Origin of the sequence: Acinetobacter sp. C32I (assembly GCF_023702715.1) — a bacterium.
Taxonomy (GTDB): domain Bacteria; phylum Pseudomonadota; class Gammaproteobacteria; order Pseudomonadales; family Moraxellaceae; genus Acinetobacter.
In genome coordinates, this window is the sequence record NZ_CP098480.1 from 1,175,105 (window position 1) to 1,199,945 (window position 24,841).

The 24,841-nt window shown below is 39.2% G+C and carries 27 protein-coding genes; 13 read left to right on the forward strand and 14 right to left on the reverse strand.

Going from position 1 to position 24,841, the window contains the following annotated elements; translation table 11 throughout:
• Positions 1–6 precede the first annotated feature (6 nt).
• The 4 genes from NDN13_RS05770 to NDN13_RS05785 form a co-directional block, all read right to left on the reverse strand.
• The gene (locus NDN13_RS05770; protein WP_251117537.1) at positions 7–498 is read right to left on the reverse strand and encodes a tetratricopeptide repeat protein; all 492 of its coding nucleotides are present in this window, start codon (positions 496–498) and stop codon (positions 7–9) included.
• Positions 499–587: 89 nt separating this feature from the next.
• Complete coding sequence (gene ftsY / locus NDN13_RS05775; RefSeq protein WP_251117538.1) at positions 588–1,706, reverse strand: signal recognition particle-docking protein FtsY; 1,119 nt, start codon at positions 1,704–1,706, stop codon at positions 588–590.
• A gap of 118 nt (positions 1,707–1,824) precedes the next feature.
• Entirely contained in the window at positions 1,825–2,154 is a 330-nt protein-coding gene (locus NDN13_RS05780; RefSeq protein WP_070074914.1) for a hypothetical protein, read from the reverse strand.
• Positions 2,155–2,264: 110 nt separating this feature from the next.
• Complete coding sequence (locus NDN13_RS05785; protein WP_251117539.1) at positions 2,265–2,624, reverse strand: hypothetical protein; 360 nt, start codon at positions 2,622–2,624, stop codon at positions 2,265–2,267.
• A 226-nt stretch (positions 2,625–2,850) separates the two neighbouring features.
• Here NDN13_RS05785 and NDN13_RS05790 point away from each other — a divergent pair, with 226 nt between their 5' ends.
• The 3 genes from NDN13_RS05790 (at position 2,851) to NDN13_RS05800 (ending at position 4,259) form a co-directional block, all read left to right on the forward strand.
• Positions 2,851–3,084 carry an SEL1-like repeat protein gene (locus NDN13_RS05790; RefSeq protein WP_004653777.1) on the forward strand — a complete coding sequence of 78 codons (234 nt, stop codon included), beginning with the start codon at positions 2,851–2,853 and terminating at the stop codon, positions 3,082–3,084.
• Between the two features lie 227 nt (positions 3,085–3,311).
• A complete protein-coding gene (locus NDN13_RS05795) occupies positions 3,312–3,689 on the forward strand; it encodes a DUF2750 domain-containing protein (RefSeq protein ID WP_251117540.1) in 378 nt (125 codons plus the stop codon).
• A gap of 138 nt (positions 3,690–3,827) precedes the next feature.
• Positions 3,828–4,259 carry a CBS domain-containing protein gene (locus NDN13_RS05800; RefSeq protein ID WP_251117541.1) on the forward strand — a complete coding sequence of 144 codons (432 nt, stop codon included), beginning with the start codon at positions 3,828–3,830 and terminating at the stop codon, positions 4,257–4,259.
• A gap of 61 nt (positions 4,260–4,320) precedes the next feature.
• On the opposite strand, the gene NDN13_RS05805 is transcribed toward NDN13_RS05800, so the two are convergent.
• On the reverse strand, positions 4,321–5,535 hold the full coding sequence (locus NDN13_RS05805; RefSeq protein ID WP_251117542.1) for an aspartate aminotransferase family protein: 1,215 nt from the start codon (positions 5,533–5,535) through the stop codon (positions 4,321–4,323).
• A 163-nt stretch (positions 5,536–5,698) separates the two neighbouring features.
• Between NDN13_RS05805 and grxD the strand changes: the two genes are divergently transcribed.
• Positions 5,699–6,040 carry a Grx4 family monothiol glutaredoxin gene (gene grxD, locus NDN13_RS05810; protein WP_004639270.1) on the forward strand — a complete coding sequence of 114 codons (342 nt, stop codon included), beginning with the start codon at positions 5,699–5,701 and terminating at the stop codon, positions 6,038–6,040.
• A 51-nt stretch (positions 6,041–6,091) separates the two neighbouring features.
• On the opposite strand, the gene NDN13_RS05815 is transcribed toward grxD, so the two are convergent.
• Positions 6,092–6,415 (reverse strand): hypothetical protein, encoded by a 324-nt coding sequence (locus NDN13_RS05815; protein WP_005188071.1) that lies wholly within the window; start codon positions 6,413–6,415, stop codon positions 6,092–6,094.
• 79 nt (positions 6,416–6,494) lie between these two features.
• Here NDN13_RS05815 and NDN13_RS05820 point away from each other — a divergent pair, with 79 nt between their 5' ends.
• Positions 6,495–6,923: a guanosine-3',5'-bis(diphosphate) 3'-pyrophosphohydrolase gene (locus NDN13_RS05820; protein ID WP_251117543.1), complete on the forward strand. Its 429-nt coding sequence runs from the start codon at positions 6,495–6,497 to the stop codon at positions 6,921–6,923.
• A 55-nt stretch (positions 6,924–6,978) separates the two neighbouring features.
• The gene (locus NDN13_RS05825) at positions 6,979–7,899 is read left to right on the forward strand and encodes a LysR family transcriptional regulator (protein ID WP_251117544.1); all 921 of its coding nucleotides are present in this window, start codon (positions 6,979–6,981) and stop codon (positions 7,897–7,899) included.
• Positions 7,900–7,925: 26 nt separating this feature from the next.
• On the opposite strand, the gene map is transcribed toward NDN13_RS05825, so the two are convergent.
• The gene (gene map / locus NDN13_RS05830) at positions 7,926–8,720 is read right to left on the reverse strand and encodes a type I methionyl aminopeptidase (protein ID WP_251117545.1); all 795 of its coding nucleotides are present in this window, start codon (positions 8,718–8,720) and stop codon (positions 7,926–7,928) included.
• A gap of 360 nt (positions 8,721–9,080) precedes the next feature.
• On the opposite strand from map, the gene brnQ reads away from it, so the two are divergent.
• Complete coding sequence (brnQ, locus tag NDN13_RS05835) at positions 9,081–10,382, forward strand: branched-chain amino acid transport system II carrier protein (protein WP_251117546.1); 1,302 nt, start codon at positions 9,081–9,083, stop codon at positions 10,380–10,382.
• A 405-nt stretch (positions 10,383–10,787) separates the two neighbouring features.
• Positions 10,788–11,048: a hypothetical protein gene (locus tag NDN13_RS05840; RefSeq protein ID WP_004653787.1), complete on the forward strand. Its 261-nt coding sequence runs from the start codon at positions 10,788–10,790 to the stop codon at positions 11,046–11,048.
• A gap of 11 nt (positions 11,049–11,059) precedes the next feature.
• Here the strand turns inward: NDN13_RS05840 and NDN13_RS05845 are convergent, their stop codons facing one another.
• Positions 11,060–11,515, reverse strand: coding sequence for a hypothetical protein (locus tag NDN13_RS05845; RefSeq protein WP_251117547.1), 456 nt, complete (start codon positions 11,513–11,515; stop codon positions 11,060–11,062).
• A 136-nt stretch (positions 11,516–11,651) separates the two neighbouring features.
• Here NDN13_RS05845 and NDN13_RS05850 point away from each other — a divergent pair, with 136 nt between their 5' ends.
• Both NDN13_RS05850 and NDN13_RS05855 read left to right on the forward strand, forming a co-directional pair.
• Entirely contained in the window at positions 11,652–12,509 is an 858-nt protein-coding gene (locus NDN13_RS05850; protein ID WP_251117548.1) for an alpha/beta hydrolase family protein, read from the forward strand.
• A 691-nt stretch (positions 12,510–13,200) separates the two neighbouring features.
• On the forward strand, positions 13,201–13,665 hold the full coding sequence (locus tag NDN13_RS05855; protein ID WP_167246796.1) for a MarR family winged helix-turn-helix transcriptional regulator: 465 nt from the start codon (positions 13,201–13,203) through the stop codon (positions 13,663–13,665).
• Positions 13,666–13,731: 66 nt separating this feature from the next.
• Here the strand turns inward: NDN13_RS05855 and NDN13_RS05860 are convergent, their stop codons facing one another.
• The 5 genes from NDN13_RS05860 to NDN13_RS05880 form a co-directional block, all read right to left on the reverse strand.
• On the reverse strand, positions 13,732–14,394 hold the full coding sequence (locus NDN13_RS05860) for an SOS response-associated peptidase family protein (protein ID WP_251117549.1): 663 nt from the start codon (positions 14,392–14,394) through the stop codon (positions 13,732–13,734).
• A gap of 81 nt (positions 14,395–14,475) precedes the next feature.
• Positions 14,476–15,096, reverse strand: a complete 621-nt coding sequence (locus tag NDN13_RS05865) for a 2OG-Fe(II) oxygenase (protein WP_251117550.1) — start codon at positions 15,094–15,096, stop codon at positions 14,476–14,478.
• A gap of 162 nt (positions 15,097–15,258) precedes the next feature.
• Positions 15,259–17,421: a malate synthase G gene (locus NDN13_RS05870; RefSeq protein WP_251117551.1), complete on the reverse strand. Its 2,163-nt coding sequence runs from the start codon at positions 17,419–17,421 to the stop codon at positions 15,259–15,261.
• 289 nt (positions 17,422–17,710) lie between these two features.
• Entirely contained in the window at positions 17,711–18,856 is a 1,146-nt protein-coding gene (zapE, locus tag NDN13_RS05875) for a cell division protein ZapE (RefSeq protein WP_251117552.1), read from the reverse strand.
• Between the two features lie 118 nt (positions 18,857–18,974).
• A complete protein-coding gene (locus tag NDN13_RS05880; RefSeq protein ID WP_251117553.1) occupies positions 18,975–19,994 on the reverse strand; it encodes an AraC family transcriptional regulator in 1,020 nt (339 codons plus the stop codon).
• Positions 19,995–20,149: 155 nt separating this feature from the next.
• Here NDN13_RS05880 and NDN13_RS05885 point away from each other — a divergent pair, with 155 nt between their 5' ends.
• Both NDN13_RS05885 and NDN13_RS05890 read left to right on the forward strand, forming a co-directional pair.
• Positions 20,150–21,664, forward strand: a complete 1,515-nt coding sequence (locus tag NDN13_RS05885) for a flavin-containing monooxygenase (protein ID WP_251117554.1) — start codon at positions 20,150–20,152, stop codon at positions 21,662–21,664.
• Between the two features lie 201 nt (positions 21,665–21,865).
• Positions 21,866–23,092 (forward strand): multidrug effflux MFS transporter, encoded by a 1,227-nt coding sequence (locus tag NDN13_RS05890; RefSeq protein WP_251117555.1) that lies wholly within the window; start codon positions 21,866–21,868, stop codon positions 23,090–23,092.
• A gap of 34 nt (positions 23,093–23,126) precedes the next feature.
• Here the strand turns inward: NDN13_RS05890 and NDN13_RS05895 are convergent, their stop codons facing one another.
• Complete coding sequence (locus tag NDN13_RS05895; RefSeq protein ID WP_251117556.1) at positions 23,127–23,696, reverse strand: TetR/AcrR family transcriptional regulator; 570 nt, start codon at positions 23,694–23,696, stop codon at positions 23,127–23,129.
• A 215-nt stretch (positions 23,697–23,911) separates the two neighbouring features.
• Between NDN13_RS05895 and NDN13_RS05900 the strand changes: the two genes are divergently transcribed.
• Entirely contained in the window at positions 23,912–24,829 is a 918-nt protein-coding gene (locus NDN13_RS05900) for a LysO family transporter (protein WP_251117557.1), read from the forward strand.
• Positions 24,830–24,841: the final 12 nt, after the last annotated feature.

Below are 24,841 nucleotides of genomic sequence, written 5' to 3' on the forward strand. Positions count from 1 at the left end.
CTCTAACTAATCTGCTTCAGAATCTGCCTCACTTGCTTCCTCAGCATCAACAACAGGAATCACCCAGTCTTTTGAAATCATTTTATATCTTTTCTGTGCAGATTGATCGAGTTGCTTTAGTAAATAAGACATTCTTAAATGATGCTGTGCGTCCAAATCCCCTTGCTCAGCTGCCTTAAAATACCAATAATAAGCTTGCTTTATATCCTTTTCGATGCCTTTCCCGTTGTCATACATCACTGCCAAGTTATATTGAGCGGATGCTTCTCCTTGATTGGCAGCTTTCTGAAACCATTCAAAAGCTTTCGCATCGTTTTGCTCAACCCCATCGCCGTCTGCATACATCGCACCCAAATTATATTGTGCTTCAACATCACCTTGTTCGGCAGCTTCAGTGAGTGCTTTTATTCCGACAGCCTCTGTATATGCAAATACCGTTGTTGTTGTAAAAGAACAGATTAAAATGGTAGCGGCTAAAGGTTTTAATAAAAATTTCATCTCAATTACTTTTTTAAATTATTAGTTTTTTGAAAATAACTTTGTAAAAAAATAAAAGCCGAAAAATCGGCTTTTATTTATCTTAAAAACTACTTATCGGTTTCAAATAATGCAGCAACGAATGATTTTGCAGAGAAAGGACGCAAATCATCAATTTTTTCACCTACGCCGATATAACGGATCGGCACATGGGTACGACTTGCAATATTAAATAACACGCCGCCTTTTGCCGTACCATCCAGTTTGGTAATGGTAATCCCTGTCAAGCCAACGGCTTCGTCAAACAGTTGAACCTGATTAATCGCATTTTGCCCTGTGCCAGCATCAACAATTAACATAATTTCATGCGGCGCAGTTGCATCAATCTTCTGCATCACACGCTTTACTTTTTTCAACTCTTCCATCAAGTTGGCTTTGTTCTGCAAACGCCCCGCAGTATCCGCGATCAACACATCAATACCTTTGGCACGCGCGCTTTCAAAAGCATCAAAAATAACCGAAGCACTGTCTGCTCCATGACCTTGCGCAACCACAGGGATGTCATTACGCTCACCCCAAATTTGCAGTTGCTCAGTGGCTGCCGCACGGAAGGTATCGCCCGCCGCTAACATGACTTTCTTGCCTTCACCTTGTAAACGCTTAGCCAACTTACCAATGGTTGTGGTTTTACCCACTCCATTTACACCAACCATCAAAATCACATACGGTGATTTATTGGGATCAATATGTAAGGGTTTAACACGTGGTGCAAGTAAAGCCACCAATTCTTCTTGCAGTGCTTTATACAATGCGTGTGAATAGATCAAATCACCACGTGCTGTTCGTTCAGTCAAGTTTGCAATGATGGTTTTAGTCGCATCCACACCAATGTCTGCAATTAATAATTGTTCTTCAACTTCTTCCAGCAATTCATCATCAATCTCTTTACCACCGATTAAGATATTGACCATGCCATCGGTAAAACTACGACGGGTTTTAGTCAAACCATCTTTCATACGACCAAAGAAACCCGTTGATTTGGTTTCTTCTTCAACGACCGATGTAGGCTGCTCAACAACTGGTGCTGCTACAGGTGTTTCAACTGGTTGCTGTACAGCTGGCTCAATAATGGGAACATCGACAGCAGGTAAACTCGGTAATGTGACATCGTCATCGCCGATATCAGCATTTATCAAGAATTTATTTTGCATATTCGATTGCTGTTGCATGTCGATTCCTTGAGATTAAAGCAGCTTTAAAAAAGACGGTCAGTCTAGCATAAATTGATTTCGTTTTCCCGACCGTGACAAACCATTCATTTATCAATAGAAATGAGTCGCTTAAAACTCATTCATCTTCTTTTGCCATTGCTGGATATTGTTTAATCCGATTCGACTCAAATTGATAGGCATTTAACAGCTTGAGGTAATCCACACGGCGAATTGAAGCATGTGTTAACACCTCTTCAGCCAGATGCTGTGTTCTTGGATGACTGGCTTGCTGTGCATATTGAACTATTTTCTGATATTGCAATGTATTGATTGGACGTTGTAATGCGTTATACGCGAGTATAAAAATAGACAAAATAATAATACCGACCAAAACATTATAAAATTGGTCTAACTTGAATCCTAATTTGGATTGCATCACTTTATGCTTAGAAATTATAGACAACATAACCTACCTCGAGTTAGAGGTAGTGTATGTCTCTGATTCACTTAGAACAAGTACAACGTTCAATAAGTCACAATTCCACAACTTATTGAACGTATATAACTTTGCTTAGATTAACTAATAAGTGAACGAACAAAAGCGAAATATAGAATAAATGCAATGATGACCAAGGTAATAAAAATGGCAAACATCCCTACGCCACTTTCAGCATCAGCAGGATGCAAATCATCATCATCTGCAATATTTTTTAACTCTCCATCATAGATCCGATAGAACTGATCTTTTTGCTCTGGACTTAAATGGCTGGCAAAGTCATACACACGTTTACGCTGTGCCAAGCAGTAATCACCTAAGTGAATTTCTTGATGGAAAATGGCTTCATCAAGCAATTGACGATGATGATGAGCTAAAGCAATAATTTGACTCTCTAATGGTGGAACATCCACAGTTACGCCATCAATGACATTTGACATGTTATTCTCCTTTTCTATTATTCTCACTTTGATTTTACTTAAAATTATTTGTGGTTAATGTTTAATCGTGTAAGCTTTTATTTAAGCAAAGATACTTAATATATTTGACATTTCCATCAATTTGTCATATTACTTTAATAATTCAGAGTTAAAGTAGCTTAAATTCAAAGTAGAGTATCTTTGAATAGAATTTGCGGTAATCATAATTAAAATAAGGAGTTATTATATGATTCAACAATTTACACACCATGAACTAGAGCATGTATATGCAAATGCGGTGAATACAATTCAATCGCAAAAAAACTTCCAAGATGCAGTGAAAGAACTTGAAGAAGTAGCGAAAGCAGGTCACGGCAAAGCGGCATTATTTTTAGCAGAATTGTATTATCAAGGCTTCCGAGTAGAACGTGATTCCTTGAAAGCCCAATATTGGCAGAAAATGGCAACCTTACAAGCATAAAGAAACGTCACCTAGGTGGCGTTTTTTAATACCTGCATAAAACGTATTAACACCATCCTTTCACATTTCTTACTTGCACTACGTCAAAGCTTAATCGCATTGTCTTGCTCAGGTGGCGTTCCAAGTCGCAACAATATTTGCTTACGATTTAGATCAATTGTTTAAACATAACTGCCATCTATATTTCTTATAATAAAACATAAGTTTAAGAATATTAGTTTAATAACATGTACCGTTTTAACCATTTCCAGCCAGTCTCACGTGAGTTGATGTTTAAAATTTCAATTCTAAAAACAATGATGTATTGTGGTGTTCTTTGGGGGCTATACCATCAAGGTTGGGCAATCAAATCGGATCAAGATGGTCACGTATTCCCCTTTTGGCTGAATGGTGTTCAAGCCCATCGCTATGCAAAAGCACACTGGAAAAACTACACACCACGTAAAATTACGCCAAAAGATTTCCATGAGTCATTGCTTCCGACCTTAACCCGTTTACAGGTTGAACCTGCGCTGTTTAACTCTTCACACCGCAAATTTAAACTTTCAACCCAGCAAATGCAGCATTTCTTCTTTATGCCACATCAATCAGCAGTGACGGTTTAATCATTCTGCCGATGACAATGCTGACTTTTTAGACACTCATGAGAAAAAGTTATCATTGAAAAGAAATTAGGGCTTTGCAATTAAAAAAAATACCGTTAAGTTAAATGAAAATGACAATACAACACAGGTGGATAAACAATGACAATCGTTGCTCAAGTCATCAAGAATAAAGCAGTACAATCAATTTTCACCATTTCACCGAATGCGACTGTACTTGAAGCAATTAAAATTATGGCAGAAAAAGGTGTTGGTGCTTTAGTCGTTGCCGAAAATGAGAAAGTCGTTGGAATTTTCTCTGAACGTGACTACACCCGTAAGATTGCCTTGATGGAACGTTCTTCAAACAACACCCCTGTTGCTGACATTATGACGGCCAAGGTCATTTCTGTAGGTTTAAACCATACGGTAGAGGAATGCCTGAACCTGATGACTGATCGTCACTTACGTCACTTGCCTGTACTCGATCAAGAGAAGCTTGTCGGTTTTATCTCCATTGGCGATTTGGTTAAAGCCGCAATGGACGATCAACGGATTCTGATTGAACAGCTGCAACAATATATCTCTGGTTAAAGATTTAATCAGACATAAAAAAGGGCAAGTTGATTGCCCTTTTTTAATAGATATTGTTTCGTTAAGCTTTAAGGAAATTTTGAATAGCAGGCACAAGACGTTTTAACAATTCATCTGCTTGTGCTTGTGTCATATTCAACGGTGGCAATAAACGGACGACTGAACCCGCAGTAACATTGACAATCAATTGATATTCATCACGTGCGATCGCAACCAGTTCAGCGCAGTCTTTTGGTAATTGAATACCGATCATCATCCCAAAACCACGTACTTGCACGTTATAATCGGCCAGTTGAGCGCTTAATTGATCAACAATATAAGCACCAACTACGGCTGCATTTTCAACAGCCTTCTCTTTTTCAAGGGTGTCCAATACCGTATAAACCACACGTGAACCCAATACCGTTCCGCCATAAGTTGAACCATGGCTACCTGCACCCAGCAAACCTACTGCTTTGCCTTGAGTCATCACCGCACCAATAGGGAAACCATTCCCCAGACCTTTGGCTGTGGTCATTACATCAGGAACAATATTGGTATGTTGATAGGCAAAGTATTTACCTGTACGGCCATTCCCAGTCTGAATTTCATCCAACATCATCAACCAGTTATGTTGATTACATAAAGCGCGAACATCATCCAGATAGCTAAAGCCTTGTGGTGCAGTATTGACGCCACCTTCACCTTGAATTGGTTCAATCAGGATGGCAACAATATCTGGATGGTTGATGGCTGCTTCTTGAATTGCCTCAACATCACCAAAGGGCACGCGAATAAAACCTTCAACCAAAGGTGCAAAACCTTCCTGAACTTTTTTATTACCTGTTGCAGACAAGGTTGCCAAAGTACGACCATGGAATGATTGTTCAGCAACTAAAATTTTAGGATTGGCAATGCCTTGTTGTGCGCCAAATTTGCGTGCAATTTTGATCGCACCTTCATTTGATTCAGCACCGCTGTTGGAAAAGAAAATTTCTTGCATACCTGACACTTCAGCCAGTTTTTGTGCTGCTGCCGTTTGCCAAGGAATTTCAAATAAATTACTGGTATGTACCAATGTCGCAGCCTGTTCAGCAATCGCCTCTGCAATCACAGGATGTGCATGCCCTAAGCCACATACTGCAATCCCTGTAAGTGCATCTAAATATTCTGTACCATCTGCCGTATATAAATACGCCCCTCGTCCTCGTACAAAGCTGATCGCTTGGCGGCCATAAGTCGCCATAAGATGTGATGGTTGATCAGGTTGCACAGGAGCAAGAGTGATATTAGTCATAACAAACTCAATCTATCATTAGTTGTGGTGAAAAAAGTTATATAAGCAAAAACTTGCGTAGATTGAAAGCCTAAACTCACATTTATATAAGAAAAATCTTTTGCAATCCTCCGCCACGCTTTTTTTTAGGTATAATGCAGGGAGATTAGTAGAGGATCTATCTATGACGGAACAAGCGCGTGATACAGTAGCGTTAATTCGTGATCAAATTGCGAAACACCCTGTTTTACTTTACATGAAAGGCACTCCACAATTCCCGCAATGTGGTTTTTCTGCTCGAGCAGTAGAAGCACTTAGCCAAATTGGTCGTCCATTTGCCTATGTAAATATTTTGGAAAATCAAGATATTCGTGCAACTTTACCACAAATTGCGAACTGGCCTACTTTTCCACAATTATGGATCAATGGCGAGTTAATCGGTGGTAGCGATATCATGCTTGAAATGTTCCAAAATGGCGAATTAAAGCCATTAGTTGAACAGTACAGCCCTGCTCCTGAAGCATAAGCTGTAAAGCAAAAAGCCAATCAAATGATTGGCTTTTTTATTGGAAGGATTTTAATGTTGACTAAATCCAACATAGCGGAATAACCCTTCCACACCTAAATCTGCTTTATAAATGTGCATGTCGGCATAGTGAGCTTGAGTAACACTAGCAAAAATATTCATGTTCGGATCTTCGTGAATTTCATCGACAGATTGTGGTAAAACTTCTTCAAAGCGATCTGCAATAAACTCAAAGCCCAAATCCATTGCCATAAATAGCGTATGCTCACACGGTTGAATATATTGCTCCTGATCCCAGTCGAGGACAGCATGCTGGCAATAAGGACATACAATGTTTTGGGTCGCATCGGCAATGTTGATGAGTTGATATGACATAATAATAAAGCGTTAAAAATTTCAGTTAGTTTAAAAGAATATGACGCGCTAATCTATCTTGCATAGGAGGATTCAGCTGATGGCAACACTTGAACAAGCCATTGCATTCGCAGCAAAACAACATGAAGGCCAAGTTGACAAAGCCAATGCACCCTATATTTTACACCCGCTCAGAGTGATGCTGAATGTACCCAGTATTGAACACAAAATCATTGCAGTTTTACATGATGTCTTGGAAGACACCAATACTCGCGTTGAAGATTTACAAGCGCTAGGATTCCAGGCACAGATTATCGAAGCCATCATCGCACTCACCAAACAACATGGTGAATCTCGAATACAGGCCGCGCAACGAACTGTACAAAACCCTTTGGCACGTGTTGTGAAATTGGCAGATATCACTGACAATATGGACTTGTCTCGAATTTCATCGCCAACAGCCAAAGATTTCGAGCGATTGAACGAATATAAACAGGTTAGAGATATTTTATTGACCCAAAATGTTTAATAATTACGATTGTATGAATTTTACTTGATGACAAGAAGCTGGAGTTTATAGCGTAATGCTAACGGATTTAGATGATTTTTATTGCTTTGCGCTCGTTGTAGAGCACGGTGGCTTTAGCGCCGCAGAACGTGCGACTGACATTCCTAAATCTAAGCTCAGCCGCAGAGTTTATAATCTTGAAGAACAATTGGGCGTACGTCTGATTCAACGTAGCTCGCGTCATTTTGCTGTCACTGATATCGGCATGGACGTCTACCGCCATGCACAAGTGATGATGAATGCAGCGCAAGCAGCGCATGATGTGGTCAATCATTTAAGCAGCCAACCCCGTGGCGTGATTAAAGTGAGCGTGCCTGTTGATATTGCACAAAATCAGATGGCAAAAATCCTGCCCGCGTTTTTGAAAAAATATCCTGAAGTTCGAGTTCAGATGATGGTCAGCAACCGCCGTGTTGATGTCATTAATGAAGGAATTGATCTGGCTTTACGAGTTCGTTCTAAACTGGATGATGACCCCAACCTTGTATTACGCCAATTCGAAGCAATTGAACAACGTCTTTTTGCCAGCCAAGCCTATTTAAATGAATTTGGTCATCTTAATAGTCCAGAACAGCTTGCTGAACACCGTATTATTAGTATGGCAGAAGATCATCTCGATCAACAGTTCTTACTCACAGGTCCTGACCATCAACAGAAAAAGATCAAAGTAAACCCAGTGATTATGGGTTCAAATTTACTGATGCTAGCGGAATTAGCTACTCAAAACTGTGGGATCGCCCTGCTGCCCGACAGTATTGCCCAAGACTTTGTAAAAACAGGGCAACTTGTGACTGTTTTACCTGAATGGACGGCACCACACGGTATTTTCCACGCAGTTTATCCATCGAGACGCGGTCTATTGCCAGCTGTTCGTGTTTTTATTGATTATTTGGTTGAACAACTTACCCAATGCTCAACTAAAAAAAAGCGCGATTAGAAATCGCGCTTTTTTTATCGGACAACTTAAACAGCTGGATAATGTCCTGTGCCATTCGGCCATGGGGTTAACAGTTCAAAACCATCATCTGTTACAGCAACCATATGTTCCCATTGTGCAGACAGTGACTTGTCTTGAGTCACCACGGTCCAGCCATCATTGAGTTCTTTGACATAGCGTTTGCCCGCATTCACCATCGGTTCAATGGTAAACACCATGCCTTTTTTCAAGACCATACCTTGACCTTTTTGGCCATAATGCAGAATATTCGGTTGCTCGTGGTAAATACGACCAATGCCATGTCCACAGTATTCACGGACGATGCTATAACCTTCACGATGCGCAACAGACTGAATCGCATGCCCAATATCACCTAATGTCGCACCAGGTTTAACAGTATGAATCCCAGCTAGCATGGCTTCATAGGTTGTTTCCACCAGTTTCTTGGCTTCTGGGCTAGGTTCACCCACAAAATACATCCGACTGGTATCGCCAAAATAACCATCTTTAATCACAGCAACATCAATATTTAAAATGTCACCATCCTGCAAAATCTTTTTCGCAGAAGGAATTGCATGACAAACTTCTTCATTGACCGAAATACAGGTGGTCTTGGTGAAACCGTGATAGCCCACATTGGCAGGAATCACCTGCAATGTATTCACAATATAATCGTTACAGATATCATCTAAATATTCAGTTGAAACGCCTGGCTTGATATAAGCGCCAATCATTTCCAGCACTTGTGCCGCTAAACGACCTGAGATTCTTAATTTCTCGAGATCTTGTTCAGTTTTAATGGTCACAGTAGAAGCTCTCATTCGAGATTTTCCTTATTCATCAATCAGATTAAAATCACATGCAGAAAAATTAATATGGGGACTGCATAAAGTATTTCAATATTTGTACGCCTTCCGATTGAAATCTTCAATCTATTTAAGACTAAAAGACCTTTTTTATTTTTATATTTAAATTCGATTAGCCGCATAACAGAAAATTGCCACCACACTGCGATTTTCAAGTTTCAGAAAGCTTTTCAATACATTAGCTTTACCATTACTAATTATATGATTTTAATCATTTCTTTTTAGTCAAAAATCAACCAAATTTCACATAAATTAGTTTCAAAAGAACGCATTTTTGCTTTAAAATTCGCACTTTTATTTTATGCCTCCCTCTTTATGAATCAACTTCGTACAGGAGATATCATTGCTTTAGGTTTTATGACCTTCGCGTTATTTATTGGCGCGGGCAATATTATCTTTCCTCCAATCGTTGCTCAGCAGGCTGGTGAACATGTTTGGCTTGCCGCTTTCGGTTTCTTAATTACCGCAGTTGGTTTGCCTGTTATTACGATTATGGCCTTATCTCGCATGAAAGGCTCTATCGAAATCATCAGTTCTCCACTGGGTCGTTTCTTTAGCCTGTTATTAACGATTGTCTGCTATTTATCTGTAGGCCCGCTATTTGCGACACCACGTACCGCAACCGTTTCGTATGAAATTGGTTTTGCACCTTACTTCGGTACATCTGGCAGCAGCCTGTTTATCTATAGTGTGGTTTATTTTGCTTTTGTGACTGCAGTCTCACTGTATCCAAACAAACTACTCGATACTGTTGGCCATGTATTGGCACCTTTGAAAATTATTGCCTTGGCAATCTTAGGGATCGCCGCATTTGCTATTCCAACAGGTCTAATCTCAGCTCCTGTTAATAACTATATTGCGAGTCCGGTTTCTGAAGGCTTTGTAAGCGGTTATTTGACCATGGACACCTTAGGTGCTTTGGTATTCGGTATTGTGATTATTCAAGCGATTCAATCACGTGGTGTGACTGATGCTAAATTAATTACCAAATATGCCATTATTGCAAGCTTGATTGCGGGTGTTGGACTAACACTTGTTTATATCAGTTTATTCAAACTTGGCTTAGGTAGTCATGAAGTTGCGCCGAATGCAGCCAATGGTGCAATCATTCTGCATGCTTATGTACAACACGCCTTTGGTGATTACGGATCTTATTTCTTAACGATCTTAATTTTCCTTGCCTGTATGGTGACCGCAATTGGCCTTACCTGTGCATGTGCTGAATATTTTACCGAATTGACAGGCTTGTCTTATAAATTGCTTGTTTTTATCCTAACTGGCTTTTCATTGTTGATTTCCAATTTAGGTTTAACCAAGCTGATTGCAGTATCAGTTCCGGTACTCAGTGCAATTTATCCCCCTGCAATTGTTGTGATTATGCTGAGCTTTTTCTGGAAGCGTTGGAACAATCCTTCTATCGTGGTTGGTTCTGTGACTGCGGTTGCATTCCTATTCGGCATTATTGAAGCGATAAAAGCAGCTGGCTTTACTGAACAATTACCAACATTCATCCAGCATTTACCTTTGAACGAACAGAATCTTGCATGGTTACTTCCATCGCTCATCGTTCTCGTTTTTGCAATTGTAGTTGATCGCGTAACAGCATCTAAAGATTAAAATGATTTGTCGTTAAAATGATGTTTTACCCAAACATGATTTTAGCTATACAGAAAATGTTCTTTTATCCAACGTTCATTTTTTGTTTACGACAAATCTTTCTTTTCTTGGGGGCTGTCTATGCCACCCTTGACTTATCGATCCCCCATTTAAAACATACTATTTCCGCAGGATATCTTGACGGCTAATTCTTTCAAAATGTAAAAATAATGAGTAATATTTAACTAAAAAATAGTATAAATTAATATAAAAAATACTCAAAAGTTATATAAATCAATACATTCATAAATTTATTTTCAAAATACCCCCTTTTGCTATTGAAATGCTCAGAAAATAGCAGTACAACTTAAAAAACAATTCAGACAAAAACGCATGGTTTTGTCGTCACAACAAGGAGGGATGGAGATGTTATCAATACATTTCAACAAGCAAGTCTTCATTAACGCTCTGAAGGCGAATGATTCGATCTTATATGCAACAACAACGCTTGCCTTGATGGTCACGTTGTTATTTCAAGGCACGATTAAAGGTAATTTAAAACCTGAATATTTTGCTTATGCATTGGTTGTATCTCTGGCCTTTTGTATGTGGGCGATCGTCGATCGAAAGTTTCGACAGTTAAGCGCAGCGCGCCAAAAAAATTCTTTAGGAAAAATGGATGAGTGATCATCCATTTTTTAATACATAAACTGAGCCATTGTTCCAACAACTAAAATACCTGTAGCACCTAGCTCAACAATAATTAAACTGAGCATCATGAGCGTCATACACCAAGCCGGCAATGTCCATCTCCCCACTTGATGTGGTTGTTTGAATTGATTGGTTGTATCTTTTAATAATCCATGCAAGATATAAATTAAAATCGACATCGCAAAAAAGAATAAATTTGCGACCACACAAAACAAGGCCCAAGCATCAGACAGAACTGTAAAGAAACTCAATGCTGCTAAAATTAAACTGGCAGCGGCATAAAGCAAGCTACTACGATGAGCAATATCCACATAATAATGTGCCCGAGCTAACTCTGAATGTCTAATTTGATAATATTTCCAGACACCAGTGAGCATGCCCACCCATAGAAAAATCCCACTAAATACAATTGCAAGCTGTGTTGCTGTATTTAAAACCAACATATATATCCCCGAAATCAATTTATTCCTTTTCTGCGCCTATATTACATAAAATTTGACTTTTAAGTCATTTTTTAAACGAGTTTCTTTTTAGAACTTGTGTAGAGTAGAACCATGCGAATACACGAGTAACTTTTAAATGAATCGCTTTGAATCTTTTTGGATCAGTTGTAAAGATGGCTATCAGCTTGCTGCTCAGTTTTACCCGGCACAAGAACAAAGTAAGCCATATCCGATTCTGATTTGCCCAGCAACAGGGATTACCAAAAACTTCTACCATGCTTTCGCGGATTGGCTCAGCCAGCAAGGCTATGATGTTTTAAGCTTTGATTTTAGAGGGATTGGAGAGTCATTACATGGTGCTTTGAAAGACTCAACAGCCAGCATTAATGACTGGGGAATCTATGATATCCCAGCTGCAATCGAGACTTTATTAGATCGCACTCAAGCTGAAAAGGTGATGATTGTTGGACATAGTGCTGGTGGACAGTTACTCGGGATTACATCAAATTATCATAAAGTTGCGAAAGTATTAGCTATTGCAGGCTCAACTGGGCATGTTAAAGGCTTAAAGGGAAAAACCAAAATCCTTGCACCTGTGATGTTTAATGTTATTTTTCCTGTTTCTAGCTTCTTTAAAGGCTATGGTGCAACGCAATTCATTGGCATGGGTGAAAATCTGCCTAAAAATGTTGCCAAACAATGGGCCGAATTTTGCAGCAAACCTGGCTATGTCATGAATGCAATTGGCAAAACCATCTTTGAAGATTATCACCAAGATATTCAATGCCCAATCACATCATTCTGGGCAAGTGATGATGAGATTGCTACGCAGGCAAATGTCAAAGATCTACTACGTTTATACCCGAATGCGCCAACCAAATTGATTGAGCTTAACCCTCAACAATACGGCTATAAGCAAATTGGGCACATGCTGATGTTTAAAAAATCTCATCAAAAATTATGGCCACTGATGGAAAGTGAACTCCAGCTTTAAATCAAGTGATTCCTTTCTCGCTTTGCACTTTACGCATCTAAACCTGTAATCCTGTTTAGATGCGTCTTTTTTACACCAACTACCCCATCGCTATTCTTTTGTTTTGCCTCATATGGATTAAATCTAGCTCTCCATCATCTCCCTGCCTTAAAAAACCGCCTGCTGATACTTTTAAAACAATAATTGATTAAATTTCATCGGAAAAATGTGATAAAGAATGTATTTATTCAACTTTTTAAAAAAAATTTATGTGTTATATTTTAACCAAGTGATCAATACAAATATATGTATTCGCTATTTTTTTAAGCGTTATTTATTTTATAAATATATTGATTTCGTATATTTATGACATTTTAGACAGAAATTATTATAAAAATGTCATGTCAAAAATCGTATTTTTTTTCTACAATACGATTATTCTACAAATCAGCAGAGATGCAAAGCTGTAGGACAACCTTGAGGGAAAGACGACTGGATAGTACATCATTAATAACTGATTTATGTGAATTTTATGATGACTTATTCATTCAGAATAAAGATAATTTCACCGTTATCTTTGGACAGATTTGTTAAAAAATGGAATGCTAAAAAAAATCAGGAAAGAGATTTTTTTAACAGGAAAGTTAGAGACATTTCATGGAATCTAGGAACTACGAGGCGTAGTTTCTTGTGCAAGTATAGGAAATAAGTGATGCCAAAAAAATATGCGCGTTTTTTACCTACAGCCGATTCATTTAACCTGGAAGACTTCCCTTTTTACTGGATTTCTCAAGTAAATGCTCAATACGTTCAAAATATTGATAACGTACTCAAAAAATATGGTCTAGATAATTCTCGCCGCCGCATTTTAATTGCCTTGCATGTCAAACCTCATGCAAGTGTGTCTGAGCTATCAGACATGGTCATTTCCAAAATGTCGACCACAACCAAAATCGTTTATCGTCTTAAAGATGAAGGTTATATCGATACTTATTCATGTAAAGAAGATGGTCGTATCACTCGTGTCTACCTGACCGAAAAAGGCCAAGAAATGATCATTAAAATCAATGATCTAACCTCTGTTATTTTAGAACAATCTTTTGATGGCCTAACACCGCTGCAAATTGAAAAAACCATGGAAATTTTACGCCATATGTTTAAAAATCTTGCGCGCTAAGCAACTGATCCAAAAAAGGCTTCCAATAGGAAGCCTTTTTTAATCTCATTAACTCAAATATTAAGCTCAATCAAACATATTCAGTTGCGGTGTTATTTTTACAATCTTTGCTTTAGGAACATGGGAACACTCAAATTCTTCTACAGGAAAACCCAGCATAAACTCATAGAGCTGATGTGGCTGTTTTAAGCTTAACCATTCATCTAAACGCTCATGTGGAATAACTACTACTGACCGCTTTACATCTCCCGGCTCATGAAAGTCTTTCATCATCGGATGGTCTATGGCATCCATCGTGAGCATGCTTGCTGAACGGATCACCTGATCATTTAACTTACGAATTTCATAGAGCGCTGCAATATAAAATGCCTGACCATCCTTACGCCTTACTCCCCAACGTTGAGGCTTATTATCAATATATTTACTTTCATAAAACTCAGTCACAGGAATCACACCAAACTTACACTTGCTCGCCGCCTCTACAAAACTTGGTTTCTGAAAAATCGTTTCATGCCGTGCATTATAAGTATGCTTTGAAATATTGGTATCTTCCGACCATTTGGGTACCAAACCAAATAACACTTCACGCCATTCTAAACCCTGTTCCGACTTAAATAGCAGCGGTGTACTATAACTTGGATAGACCTCCTCTACATATTCAAAAGGAATCAAAGGCAGTTCCAATTGCTTGGCTTGCGCTGCTGTTAAAGGTTTATAATTGGCACACATAAGCTTGTTGCTCAAGATTCCTTAGAAAATGAAGTTAAAAAAAAGAGGCATAAAACCTCCTCTTTTGATGCTTAGAAAAAATTAACCAAATAATTTTTTCATCTTGGCACTTAAACCGTGAATAAAGCGGTGCTTGGCATTAGCTTTATCGCTGGTTAGGAAGTTAATCTGAATCGACTGGCGCTGACCTTCATAAGGCACATAACCATGCCACCCATTATCGGTGACTTTAAAGGCAACCAAAGTACCTGGACCCGCATCAATTTCTGCCACATAGTCATCCATATTCTTTTCATCATTTAAGATACGTAAACGACCTGTTGGTGCATCCCAAGACTCATTCAAATAAATCAAAATGGTCAGCAGCTTGGTTTTAGAATCCGAATGAATACGGCCATCTTTTTGACGTGAATAACCACGTAAAGTGATCATCATTGGATGTTCCATCACATCAACATCAAATTTTTCAGTCAAGATTTGACGAAATTCTTTGGTATCCAGTGATTTTAGAAAACGGTCAAAATTAGGCTTAATTTCAACATCTTCAATATTATAGCTTCCACCCTGTTCAATTTTTGGGAAGTCTTGAATCACCGCCTTTACTTCACTATCGACAATTGAATTTTCAACAACAAAGTAAGGATATGGTGAAGTCAAAACTTGGGCTTGTTTTAAAGCATCTAATTTTAAAATTTGTGACATCGTTATGATTCGGCTAAATGTTCAAACTAGGAGAATTATAGCAAAATTTTCAGTTATATGATGTGTAATCCTGTTTTATGACATTGTGAAAATGCGATGTAATTAATTAAATCTTCACCTCCATAAAAAAAGCCTCCGAAGAGGCTTTTTGTTTAGATGAGATTAATCACCTGTATAACCTTTTAATTTTAAACGCGCAGCATGTAACAATGGCTCTGTATAACCAGATGGTTGCTCTGCACCCTTAAAGATCAAGTCTGAAGCGGCTTGGAATGCAATACCATCAAAGTTTGGTGCCATTGGTGTATACAATGGATCATTGGCATTTTGCTGATCAACAATCACAGCCATACGTTTAAGCACTTCTTCAACTTGAGCACGAGTTACGATACCGTGGCGTAACCAGTTTGCGACGTGTTGAGAAGAGATACGTAAAGTTGCACGGTCTTCCATTAAGCCAACGTTGTTAATGTCTGGCACTTTAGAACAACCAACACCCAAGTCGACCCAACGAACTACATAACCCAAGATCCCTTGACAGTTATTTTCAAGTTCGTTGTTTAACTCTTCTGCAGTCCAGTTTGTTTCTGGTGCAAATGGCGGCGTTAACAAGTCATCTAAAGTCAACATATCTTCAGCAGCCAATACGTCCTGACGTGCTTTTACATTGATTTGATGGTAGTGCAAAGCATGTAGTACAGCACCTGTTGGTGATGGAACCCATGCACAAGTTGCACCTGCATTTGGATGTGCAGTCTTGGTCGCCAACATATCTTTCATGCTGTCTGGTTTCGGCCACATGCCTTTACCAATTTGCGCTTTACCTTGTAAACCACATGCTAAACCAATGGCAACGTTACGATTTTCGTAAGCAGCAATCCATTTTTGTGTTTTAACTGCTTCTTTACGAACAACTGGCGCAGCTTCCATAGAAGTATGGATTTCATCACCGGTACGGTCCATAAAGCCTGTGTTAATGAAAATGGTACGGTCTTTCGCAGCTGCGATACAGTTTTTCAAGTTCACAGAAGTACGGCGTTCTTCGTCCATGATCCCGATTTTGAGTGATTTTGCTGGCAAGCCAATCGCTTGTTCAGCACGCTCAAACAATTCAACTGCAAATGCAACTTCTTCTGGGCCATGCATTTTTGGCTTAACGATATACATTGAACCTTTACGAGAGTTTTTGTTCTCGTTTTGACCACGAATATCAGCAACTGTCAGTAAAGGTGTCACTAAAGCATCCATAATACCTTCGAACACTTCTTCACCATCAACCAAGATCGCAGGGTTGGTCATTAAGTGGCCTACGTTACGAAGCAACATCAATGAACGACCATGTAAAGTTGTCGTGCCACCAATCAAGTTCTGTACAGTACGGTCTTTGTTTAAAGTACGAGTAACGGTTTTACCATTCTTCTCGATTGACTCTTGCAAGTCACCTTTCATTAGACCTAACCAGTTACGGTAGCCTTCTACTTTCTCTTCAGCATCAACTGCTGCTACAGAGTCTTCTAAATCTTGAATGGTTGTTACCGCAGCTTCAAGGGTTAAATCCTTCACACCAGCAGCATCAGTTTTACCAATTGGGCTGTTTGCATCGATTTCGATGATCACATGCAAACCATTATTTAATAAAACGATTTCAGTTGGGTTTGCCGCCTCACCATTGAAACCGACAAATTGTGATTCATGCGCTAAAGATGTAGTTGAACCATCTTTTAAGGTCACAACCAAACCATTATTCGCAATTGCATATTGAGTTGCATCTTCATGCGAACCTTGTGCCAATGGGAAAGTTTGGTTTAAGAAATTTTTTGCGAAAGCAATAACTTTATCGCCACGAACTGGGTTATAGCCTTTGCCTTTCTCTGCACCGCCTTCTTCAGAAATAACGTCTGTACCATACAGTGCGTCATATAAAGAGCCCCAACGTGCATTGGCTGCATTTAAGCTATAACGTGCATTACGCACAGGAACAACCAATTGTGGGCCAGCCAATAATGCGATTTCTTCATCCACATTTTCAGTCGTCACTTGGAAGTCAGCCACTTCTGGTACGAGATAACCAATTTCAGTTAAGAATGCCTTGTAAGCATTTAATTCAAATTTATTGTTGCGATGCCATTCATCAATCTTTGCTTGAAGTTCATCACGCTTAGCCAATAATGCTTTGTTCTTTGGGCTAAGGTCGACAACGACTTGCTCGAAGTTCTTCCAGTAAGTTTCACTCTCTAAACCAGTACCTGGTAAAGCTTCATTTTCGATGAAATCGTAAAGTTCTTTAGCAATCGCTAGCTTGCCTTTTTGAATACGTACAGTCATTGTCTTTCCTGATGGTGCTAACTTTTTATAACAAGAATTCTAGTATACTGATTTATACTAGCCTGAATAGTAATATCACATTCCTAAATAGTAAGCATTTTCCCCATTAGAAGTATTGACAAACATATTTTTTTATACCTATCAAAATATCAAATGATGTGTGCTTCTTTTCTAGTTATGCAACATACTCCCTTTTCAAACTCATCTAGTTATAACAAAATTCGACCAAGAATAAAGCCTTATCCCAATAAGTTTATAAAAAAAGGCATTCCGAAGAATGCCTTTTCATTTATGAAGTCTGCGCGACTTGAATTTGTCGATGCTCCGAATGTAGATAATCATCCGATTGCATTTCTAATAAACGTGAACGCGTACGTTCAATTTCAAATGCCAATTTCTCGCCTTCATAAAGATCGATAATCGAATCTTCTGAGGTGAGGATTAGTTTTACCCCACGGTCATAGAACTCATCGACCAAATAAATAAAGCGACGTGTTCCTTCAGACAAGAAATCGGTTAAATGCGGAACATTGCTGACCAAAACGGTATTATAGATATTCGCGATTTCGATAAAGTCTGCTGGGCTACGTGGTTTAAAACACAATTCAGAGAATTCACACCACAATACGTCTTCCGTATGCCCCAATGTTTCCACCACACGATTATTGATCATGATTGGTGAATTTGACTGTGTCTGGGTTTGTGTCAATGCTTTAAAACGACCAGATAACCACGCTTGCGCATCATCAGTTAATGGATATTTAAATAATTGCGCCTGCTTCAATACACGCAAACGATAATCCACACCTGCATCCACATTCAATATGGCACAGTTCTTTTTGACCAACTCAATGGTCGGGATAAAGCGATCACGGTGAATTCCGTTTTTGTATAGACCATCTGGTGCAATGTTTGATGTCGCAATCAAAGTAATGCCGCGCTCGAATAGCTTTTGGAATAGATCACTCAAGATCATCGCATCAGTCACGTTCGATACGAAAAATTCGTCAAAGCAAATCACAACGGCATCTTTATAAATTTGATCCGCAACCAAGTCCAAAGGGTTACGTTGACCAGAAAGTTTATTCAACTCTTTATGTACGTGTTGCATAAAGTGATGGAAATGCATGCGTGTTTTACGGCGAAATGGTACAGATTCATAGAATTGATCCATTAACCACGTTTTTCCACGGCCGACACCCCCCCACATATAAACACCCTTTGGATAGGTTTGACGACGGAAACGTCGAAACGCTTTCTTAGATGCTTTATAGCGAGTGAGTAACTCTTTCCATACTCGATCCAACTCTTGCACGGCTTGTGCTTGAGCCTCATCTGGCATGAATTGTCCTGACTCAAGTGCTTGAGCATAACGCTCAGCAGGTGATGTTGGGATATATGCAGTGCTATGTGAGTCTGGTTTAGAATTTGACATAAGGTGTTATTGCAATTTTAATTGATGAAAATTATATCGAACATTCTGTTCAATGGCATTAGATTTTAGGCTTAATTATCATAGAGTTTAAACATCAAAATGTACCATTTTTAATCATTTAATGATTTCGATGATATTGTCTTGGACTCAATCCAAACCATCTTTTAAAGGCATGATTAAACGCAGCAGGCTCAGAATAACCCAACATTTCAGCCACCTGTTCAATGGAATAAGAACTGTTTTCAATAAATTTAATTGCCTTCTGTTTGATCAGCGTTTCCCGAATTTCTTTATAGCTGGTCTGCATTTGCTGCAATTGATGTCTTAAGGTTCGCTCAGGAATACTCAACGCACAGGCTGTTTCTGCCATGGTTGGCATGACCCCATTTTGCATTTCCAGATAATCCTGCACATACTCAACAATGGTTAATTTGACTGCCGCACTTTTCTCTAAATGTTGAATATCCTGTAGGCATTTTTCTTCATAAATACGATACGTCAAAATATCTGCAGATGGAATTTTTGTATTTAAAATTTGAGTATTTTCTAAAATGAAAGCTGCTTGCGCACACCCAAATTTGACGTCTTGCCCATAATAGTCTTGATAAGCTGCAAGTAAACTGAGATCTTTAGGTCGCTGAAATGGCAATTCAATCTGAATCTTAGGCACATTCAAGCCCATCATTTTAAAGATATCTTGTAAGAACTTATAGGTACCTGAAATCTCACACTGTGCCCTAAGCTGACCAAGATGCATACTTAAATCAATAGGTTGATAGAACAAATAAATCAAATGAGTTTCAATCTTTAACTGCAGCGACCCAAAGAGATGAGTTAACTGCTGGAATTGAACACCATTGAGTAAAGCACGATGCAAAGTATCACTGGTCACCAATAACATCAGAAATGGGCCATAACCAGCCAATGCATAATGTTGTCCGATGAATAAGCCTTGTTCAGGTGAGATATCCTGACTAATATGCTGCAAAATATCCCATTCAATTTCATCGGGGATAATCGAGCTTGGATCTAATGCATCGGCCTGTATTCCCATATTCGCTAAACGTGCGTCCACATCAATGCCGACATGTCGCATGCCTTGAATTAAATACATCAATCCGAGGATAGATCTTTTCATAGTTCCGAATGCAATGCTCAAAACTTTAATGTTTTACTATAAAAGCATGTACAAATGAATTGCCGAAATGATCAAGCTTTGCGTCGATACAATCATATTTAATCTCGCTAAAACCGTTAAACTTGCACAAAATTTAGCTGTGTAGGACATAGACTATGCGTGATGAAACCAAAAATGCGATTCAAAAAACAAAAGTTGCAATTATTGGTGCAGGCTTTGGTGGTTTAGCAATGGCCATTCGACTATTGCAAAGTCAAATCAATGATTTTGTAATTTTAGAAAAAACCAACGATGTTGGCGGGACCTGGCGCGAAAACCAATATCCTGGTGCAGCCTGTGATGTTCAGTCACATATGTATTCGCTTTCATTCGCACCGAAGACCGACTGGTCAAAGCGCTATGCAGAAGCAGATGAAATCTTCACCTATATTCAAGACATTACTGCACAATATAAATTAAAAGACTACTGTCAGTTCAATCATGAAGTCACTCATGCTGAATTTGATGAAAGCCGCAATCTGTGGACTTTGACTTTCAAAGATCAGCCAACACTAGAAGCACAATTTGTTATTTTTGCATCTGGCCCACTGCATGTGCCACAAGTTCCACACGTTAAAGGTATTGAAAAGTTCCAAGGTAAAGTATTCCATTCATCACAGTGGGACCATGACTACGACTTAACAGGAAAATCTGTTGCATCAATTGGAACAGGCGGCAGTGCGATTCAATATATTCCTGAAATTGCGCCCGAGGTGAAGCAGCTATATGTATTGCAACGTACCGCGGCTTGGGTGATTCCTCGCGATGAACGTAAATATTCACAACTGAGCAAATCGTTATTCAAAGCTTCAAACATCTATCGTCAGATTCATCGTACCCGTTTGTACTGGACCAATGAATCTCGTGTTGTACCTATCGTACAACCTCAAATCATGAAGTATGGTCAAAAACTGGCTGAAGCCTTTATCCGTTTCCAAGTCAAAGATAAAGAACTCGCAAAGAAACTGACGCCCGATTTTGTCATGGGCTGTAAACGTATTTTGATTTCCAATAAATACTTCCCGACTTTCAATCGTAAAAACGTTGAATTGGTAACCGATGCTATTCAAGAAATCACAGCCAATAGCATCATCACTAAAGATGGCAAAGAACGTCAAATTGATTGCCTGATTTACGGTACCGGTTTCATTACCGACCCTCGTATTTATCTCAAGCATTTCGATTGTGTTGGTCGCCATGGCATAGAATTGAAACAGGCATGGAAAGATGGTGCTGAAAGTTACTATGGTATCAGCACCAAGAACTTCCCCAATTTATTCCAGTTATTGGGTCCTAACACCATTCTCGGTCATAACTCAGTGATCTTCATGATTGAGTCTCAGGTCAACTACATTCTCCAGTTGATCCAAACTGTCGATAAAACAGGAACTCAAGCGGTTGAAATCAAACATGAGGTTCAAGATCAATTCAATGAACGTGTTCAAGATCAACTTAAAGGCACCGTATGGCAAGCAGGTGGCTGTAGCAGTTGGTATCAAGCAGCTGACGGTAAAAACTTCTCGTTATGGCCAACCTACACTTGGCGATATTGGTTAGAAACCCGTAAAGTAAATGTTGCTGATTATAATTTTATCAACACAGCGGTTAATTCAAAAAACCATGCCGCTTAAGCTGAAATAGCTGAATTCTTCCAAATAGCAAGAACACCTTTGAACGCTCAAAGGTGTTTTTTTATTGCCACGCTATATGGAGCTGATTTTAAATCCACCTGTTCTTCCCTATGCAAAACATAATTAATCATGTTAACATTTTAACTACCTACCGTTAGGTAGTTAAATAAATCTTGTTTCCCTCGAAAGAGTACACAAAACATGAACGCTGCTACCCACATCACAAAGATCAGTTGGTCTTTGTTACTGTTGCTCTCCCTCTTTACCGCCTTAGATGCATTGGCAATTGATATTTATTTGCCAGCGTTTCCACTGCTTGCAGAAAGTTTTGCAACTTCACCAGGTCATATCCAACTCACCCTTTCTGTATTCCTGATTGGACTCGCAATCGGTCAAGGATTGTATGGCCCATTGCTTGATCGCTTTGGGCGACGTAAACCCTTACTGATTGGTATCGCAATATTCATCTTGGGGTCATTATTCGCCGCGATTGCACCAAGTATTGAATGGCTGTTGGCCGCACGCTTCTTGCAAGCAATCGGTGCATCTGCAGGTTTAGTGGTTCCAAGAGCAATTATTTCTGATGTCTGTGATGCCAAAACCAGTGCCAAAAATTTTTCTATTTTGATGCAGGTCATGATGATTGTACCCATCATTGCCCCCTTGTTTGGAAGCCTCATCCTGCGGATCGGCTCTTGGCATCTGATTTTCTATACTTTGGCCGTACTTGGGGCGATTCTCTGGTTATGGGGGAATCATGCCATCCCAGAAACCCTAAAACCTCAATATCGTCAGCCACTTCAATTTGCAGCAATTCGAACCAGCTATCAAGCACTTGCCCGAAATAAAGGCTTTATGGCTTACACCTTGGCAGGTGGTTTTATCTTGGGCGGCTTCTTTGTTTATCTAAGCCAATCACCGTTTATTTTTATCCAGCATTATCATATTCATAATGAAAGTTTTAGCAGCCTATTTGCAGCCAACGCCGTAGGCTTGATTATCCTTGGACAAGTTTCAATCCTGTTATTAAAACGATGGACAGCGCAGCAATTATTGGTACTGGGCCTATGCATATTTAGTGGCGCCAGTTTCATTTTGATGCTGAGTGTCAGTTTCTATCACTTAAACTTATGGCAATACATCGTACTTTTAGGACTGAGTATCTGGTCTACAGGTTTTATTTTTGGTAATTTAACTGCACTTACCATGCAACAAAGCCCTCAACATTTAACTGGTGCAGCCTCATCATTAATGGGTTTGCTGCAATATGCCTTTGCTTCGTTGATTGGCTTTATCGTGAGCTTGTTTGAAATTAACATCAGCCTGCTGCCAGCCAGCCTATTCATTTGTGGTGGGATTGCACTGGGCTTATGTATTTATGCAGCACTTAGGCAAGCTGACACATTTTCGACGATGGAAACAGAATAACAAATATCATGCTCTGATCAGCAATTGACTACAATTAAGGGCTGATCAGAACATCTAATGTTTTTAGAATGGCATCCAACCGAAGCCTGAACTTATCTCGACCTCCGTAGATCAACTCACTTTGCAGCGCATCCACAAAACTCATACAGACTCGTGCTAAGACCATACTCTCCAGTTGATGCTTATTTTCTTTTAACACTGACTGTTGTATTGCCTGTAAAAATACCTGTTCCAATTCAGCCATAAAAACATGCATTGGCTCAATCACCTGATCATATAAATGTACAGGCGGACTGATTAACGCATTCATCCAGAACTGAACCCCATAAGAGGCGTCAAAACGCTGCTCGATACTCATAAAATAAGCATGTAATTGCTGCTGAATTCTCGTACCACCTTGCAGAACGGTTTTGGCATGTCCCAATTCTTCATCAATCATGATCGGGATCAAGCTCAGATACAACTCATCTTTATTTTTAAAATGTGCATAAATTGAAGGCTTTTTAATGCCAACATCAGTCGCAATTTCATTTAAGGATGTTGCTGCAAAGCCTTGTTTTGCAAAACGCTCCAAAGCAAATTTTTGAATCTTAGCTGCTGTCACAAATCATTTACCTCTATGTCTTACAACAGTATATTTCAGCCAACCTGATAATCATAGTTACATGACAACAATGAAGGGAATCAATCAGGTTCGCTACTCCCGATCTGTTTAAATGCACTTTTATTGCAAAGCATTCTATATCAAGTGATATATAAATCTATCCAAGTATCAGATTTCCCTGCATAATAAATCAGCACTATAAACGCTTTGATGATATGACCTCTCTTGTTTTAATCTTCCAGATTTTTGTTTGCATTAGCTTAGGCTATTTTGTTGGGCCACATTTGTCACAGTCAATTAAACAATTTGTATTTAAAATACTGCCCTATTTTTCTTATATTTTACTGATTAGCGTCGCATTTGAGCTGACTCAAGCCTTAAATCACGTTCAAAATCCTGCTGCCATTCTACCACCAGCATTACTGATTGCATTCACCACTTCAATTGGTTCATTTTTTATTTGCTTGGTCACCTACAAACTGATTGATCGCCAAAGTGTCCAAGGAAAGATTTCCCTGCACCTGTTTCTCAATGCGCTCAAGAATATTGCCAAAGCATTTTTGGCTTTGGGTGTTGGTATCCTATTCGGCGTCGTGGTCAATAGTGCAGGTTTAGCGATCAGCTTTAATAGTTGGTATTTATTACTGATCTTTATTTTTTTGATCGGGATCGAACTGGCCTTCACTCAGTTTGATCGTAGCTGGTTGAGTTGGAGAATTCTACTTGTACCTATCGCGGCTTTTGTCGGTTCCTGCTTAGCTGCGGTCTTTAACTATTTTATTCTATCCAACCATTACAGCCTAAACGAAGTCATGGCCTTAGCCCAAGGTTATGGTTGGTATTCCATGTCAGGGATTTTATTTACTGAGCTACACTCAGCCAAACTGGGTGGAATCGCTTTATTAACGGATTTGTTTAGAGAGATTTTTGCGATTTTATTGATGTATTGTTTGGGTTGGCGCTTTCCACGCTCTGCGATTTCCAGTGCTGGCGCAACCTCGATGGATGTCACGCTTGCCATGGTCAAACAATCATGTGGCACACATTATGTCCCACATGCCATGATGAGTGGATTGATATTGTCACTTCTCGCACCACTCTTAATCAGCTTATTTCTAAGTATGAGGTTTTAAAATCGTACTTTA

Excerpts from the sequence above, each read along its gene's own strand:
- NDN13_RS05800 (WP_251117541.1), top strand. The coding sequence starts at position 3,828 with ATGACAATCGTTGCTCAAGTCATCAAGAATAAAGCAGTACAATCAATT.
- NDN13_RS05890 (WP_251117555.1), top strand. The coding sequence starts at position 21,866 with ATGAACGCTGCTACCCACATCACAAAGATCAGTTGGTCTTTGTTACTG.
- NDN13_RS05900 (WP_251117557.1), top strand. The coding sequence starts at position 23,912 with ATGACCTCTCTTGTTTTAATCTTCCAGATTTTTGTTTGCATTAGCTTA.
- NDN13_RS05795 (WP_251117540.1), top strand. The coding sequence starts at position 3,312 with ATGTACCGTTTTAACCATTTCCAGCCAGTCTCACGTGAGTTGATGTTT.
- NDN13_RS05780 (WP_070074914.1), bottom strand. The coding sequence starts at position 2,154 with ATGTTGTCTATAATTTCTAAGCATAAAGTGATGCAATCCAAATTAGGA.
- NDN13_RS05845 (WP_251117547.1), bottom strand. The coding sequence starts at position 11,515 with ATGTTGGTTTTAAATACAGCAACACAGCTTGCAATTGTATTTAGTGGG.
- NDN13_RS05870 (WP_251117551.1), bottom strand. The coding sequence starts at position 17,421 with ATGACTGTACGTATTCAAAAAGGCAAGCTAGCGATTGCTAAAGAACTT.
- NDN13_RS05885 (WP_251117554.1), top strand. The coding sequence starts at position 20,150 with ATGCGTGATGAAACCAAAAATGCGATTCAAAAAACAAAAGTTGCAATT.
- map (WP_251117545.1), bottom strand. The coding sequence starts at position 8,720 with ATGAGAGCTTCTACTGTGACCATTAAAACTGAACAAGATCTCGAGAAA.
- NDN13_RS05785 (WP_251117539.1), bottom strand. The coding sequence starts at position 2,624 with ATGTCAAATGTCATTGATGGCGTAACTGTGGATGTTCCACCATTAGAG.
- NDN13_RS05865 (WP_251117550.1), bottom strand. The coding sequence starts at position 15,096 with ATGTCACAAATTTTAAAATTAGATGCTTTAAAACAAGCCCAAGTTTTG.
- NDN13_RS05855 (WP_167246796.1), top strand. The coding sequence starts at position 13,201 with ATGCCAAAAAAATATGCGCGTTTTTTACCTACAGCCGATTCATTTAAC.
- ftsY (WP_251117538.1), bottom strand. The coding sequence starts at position 1,706 with ATGCAACAGCAATCGAATATGCAAAATAAATTCTTGATAAATGCTGAT.
- NDN13_RS05840 (WP_004653787.1), top strand. The coding sequence starts at position 10,788 with ATGTTATCAATACATTTCAACAAGCAAGTCTTCATTAACGCTCTGAAG.
- NDN13_RS05860 (WP_251117549.1), bottom strand. The coding sequence starts at position 14,394 with ATGTGTGCCAATTATAAACCTTTAACAGCAGCGCAAGCCAAGCAATTG.
- NDN13_RS05770 (WP_251117537.1), bottom strand. The coding sequence starts at position 498 with ATGAAATTTTTATTAAAACCTTTAGCCGCTACCATTTTAATCTGTTCT.
- NDN13_RS05805 (WP_251117542.1), bottom strand. The coding sequence starts at position 5,535 with ATGACTAATATCACTCTTGCTCCTGTGCAACCTGATCAACCATCACAT.
- NDN13_RS05790 (WP_004653777.1), top strand. The coding sequence starts at position 2,851 with ATGATTCAACAATTTACACACCATGAACTAGAGCATGTATATGCAAAT.
- NDN13_RS05880 (WP_251117553.1), bottom strand. The coding sequence starts at position 19,994 with ATGAAAAGATCTATCCTCGGATTGATGTATTTAATTCAAGGCATGCGA.
- NDN13_RS05815 (WP_005188071.1), bottom strand. The coding sequence starts at position 6,415 with ATGTCATATCAACTCATCAACATTGCCGATGCGACCCAAAACATTGTA.
- brnQ (WP_251117546.1), top strand. The coding sequence starts at position 9,081 with ATGAATCAACTTCGTACAGGAGATATCATTGCTTTAGGTTTTATGACC.
- zapE (WP_251117552.1), bottom strand. The coding sequence starts at position 18,856 with ATGTCAAATTCTAAACCAGACTCACATAGCACTGCATATATCCCAACA.
- grxD (WP_004639270.1), top strand. The coding sequence starts at position 5,699 with ATGACGGAACAAGCGCGTGATACAGTAGCGTTAATTCGTGATCAAATT.
- NDN13_RS05820 (WP_251117543.1), top strand. The coding sequence starts at position 6,495 with ATGGCAACACTTGAACAAGCCATTGCATTCGCAGCAAAACAACATGAA.
- NDN13_RS05850 (WP_251117548.1), top strand. The coding sequence starts at position 11,652 with ATGAATCGCTTTGAATCTTTTTGGATCAGTTGTAAAGATGGCTATCAG.
- NDN13_RS05825 (WP_251117544.1), top strand. The coding sequence starts at position 6,979 with ATGCTAACGGATTTAGATGATTTTTATTGCTTTGCGCTCGTTGTAGAG.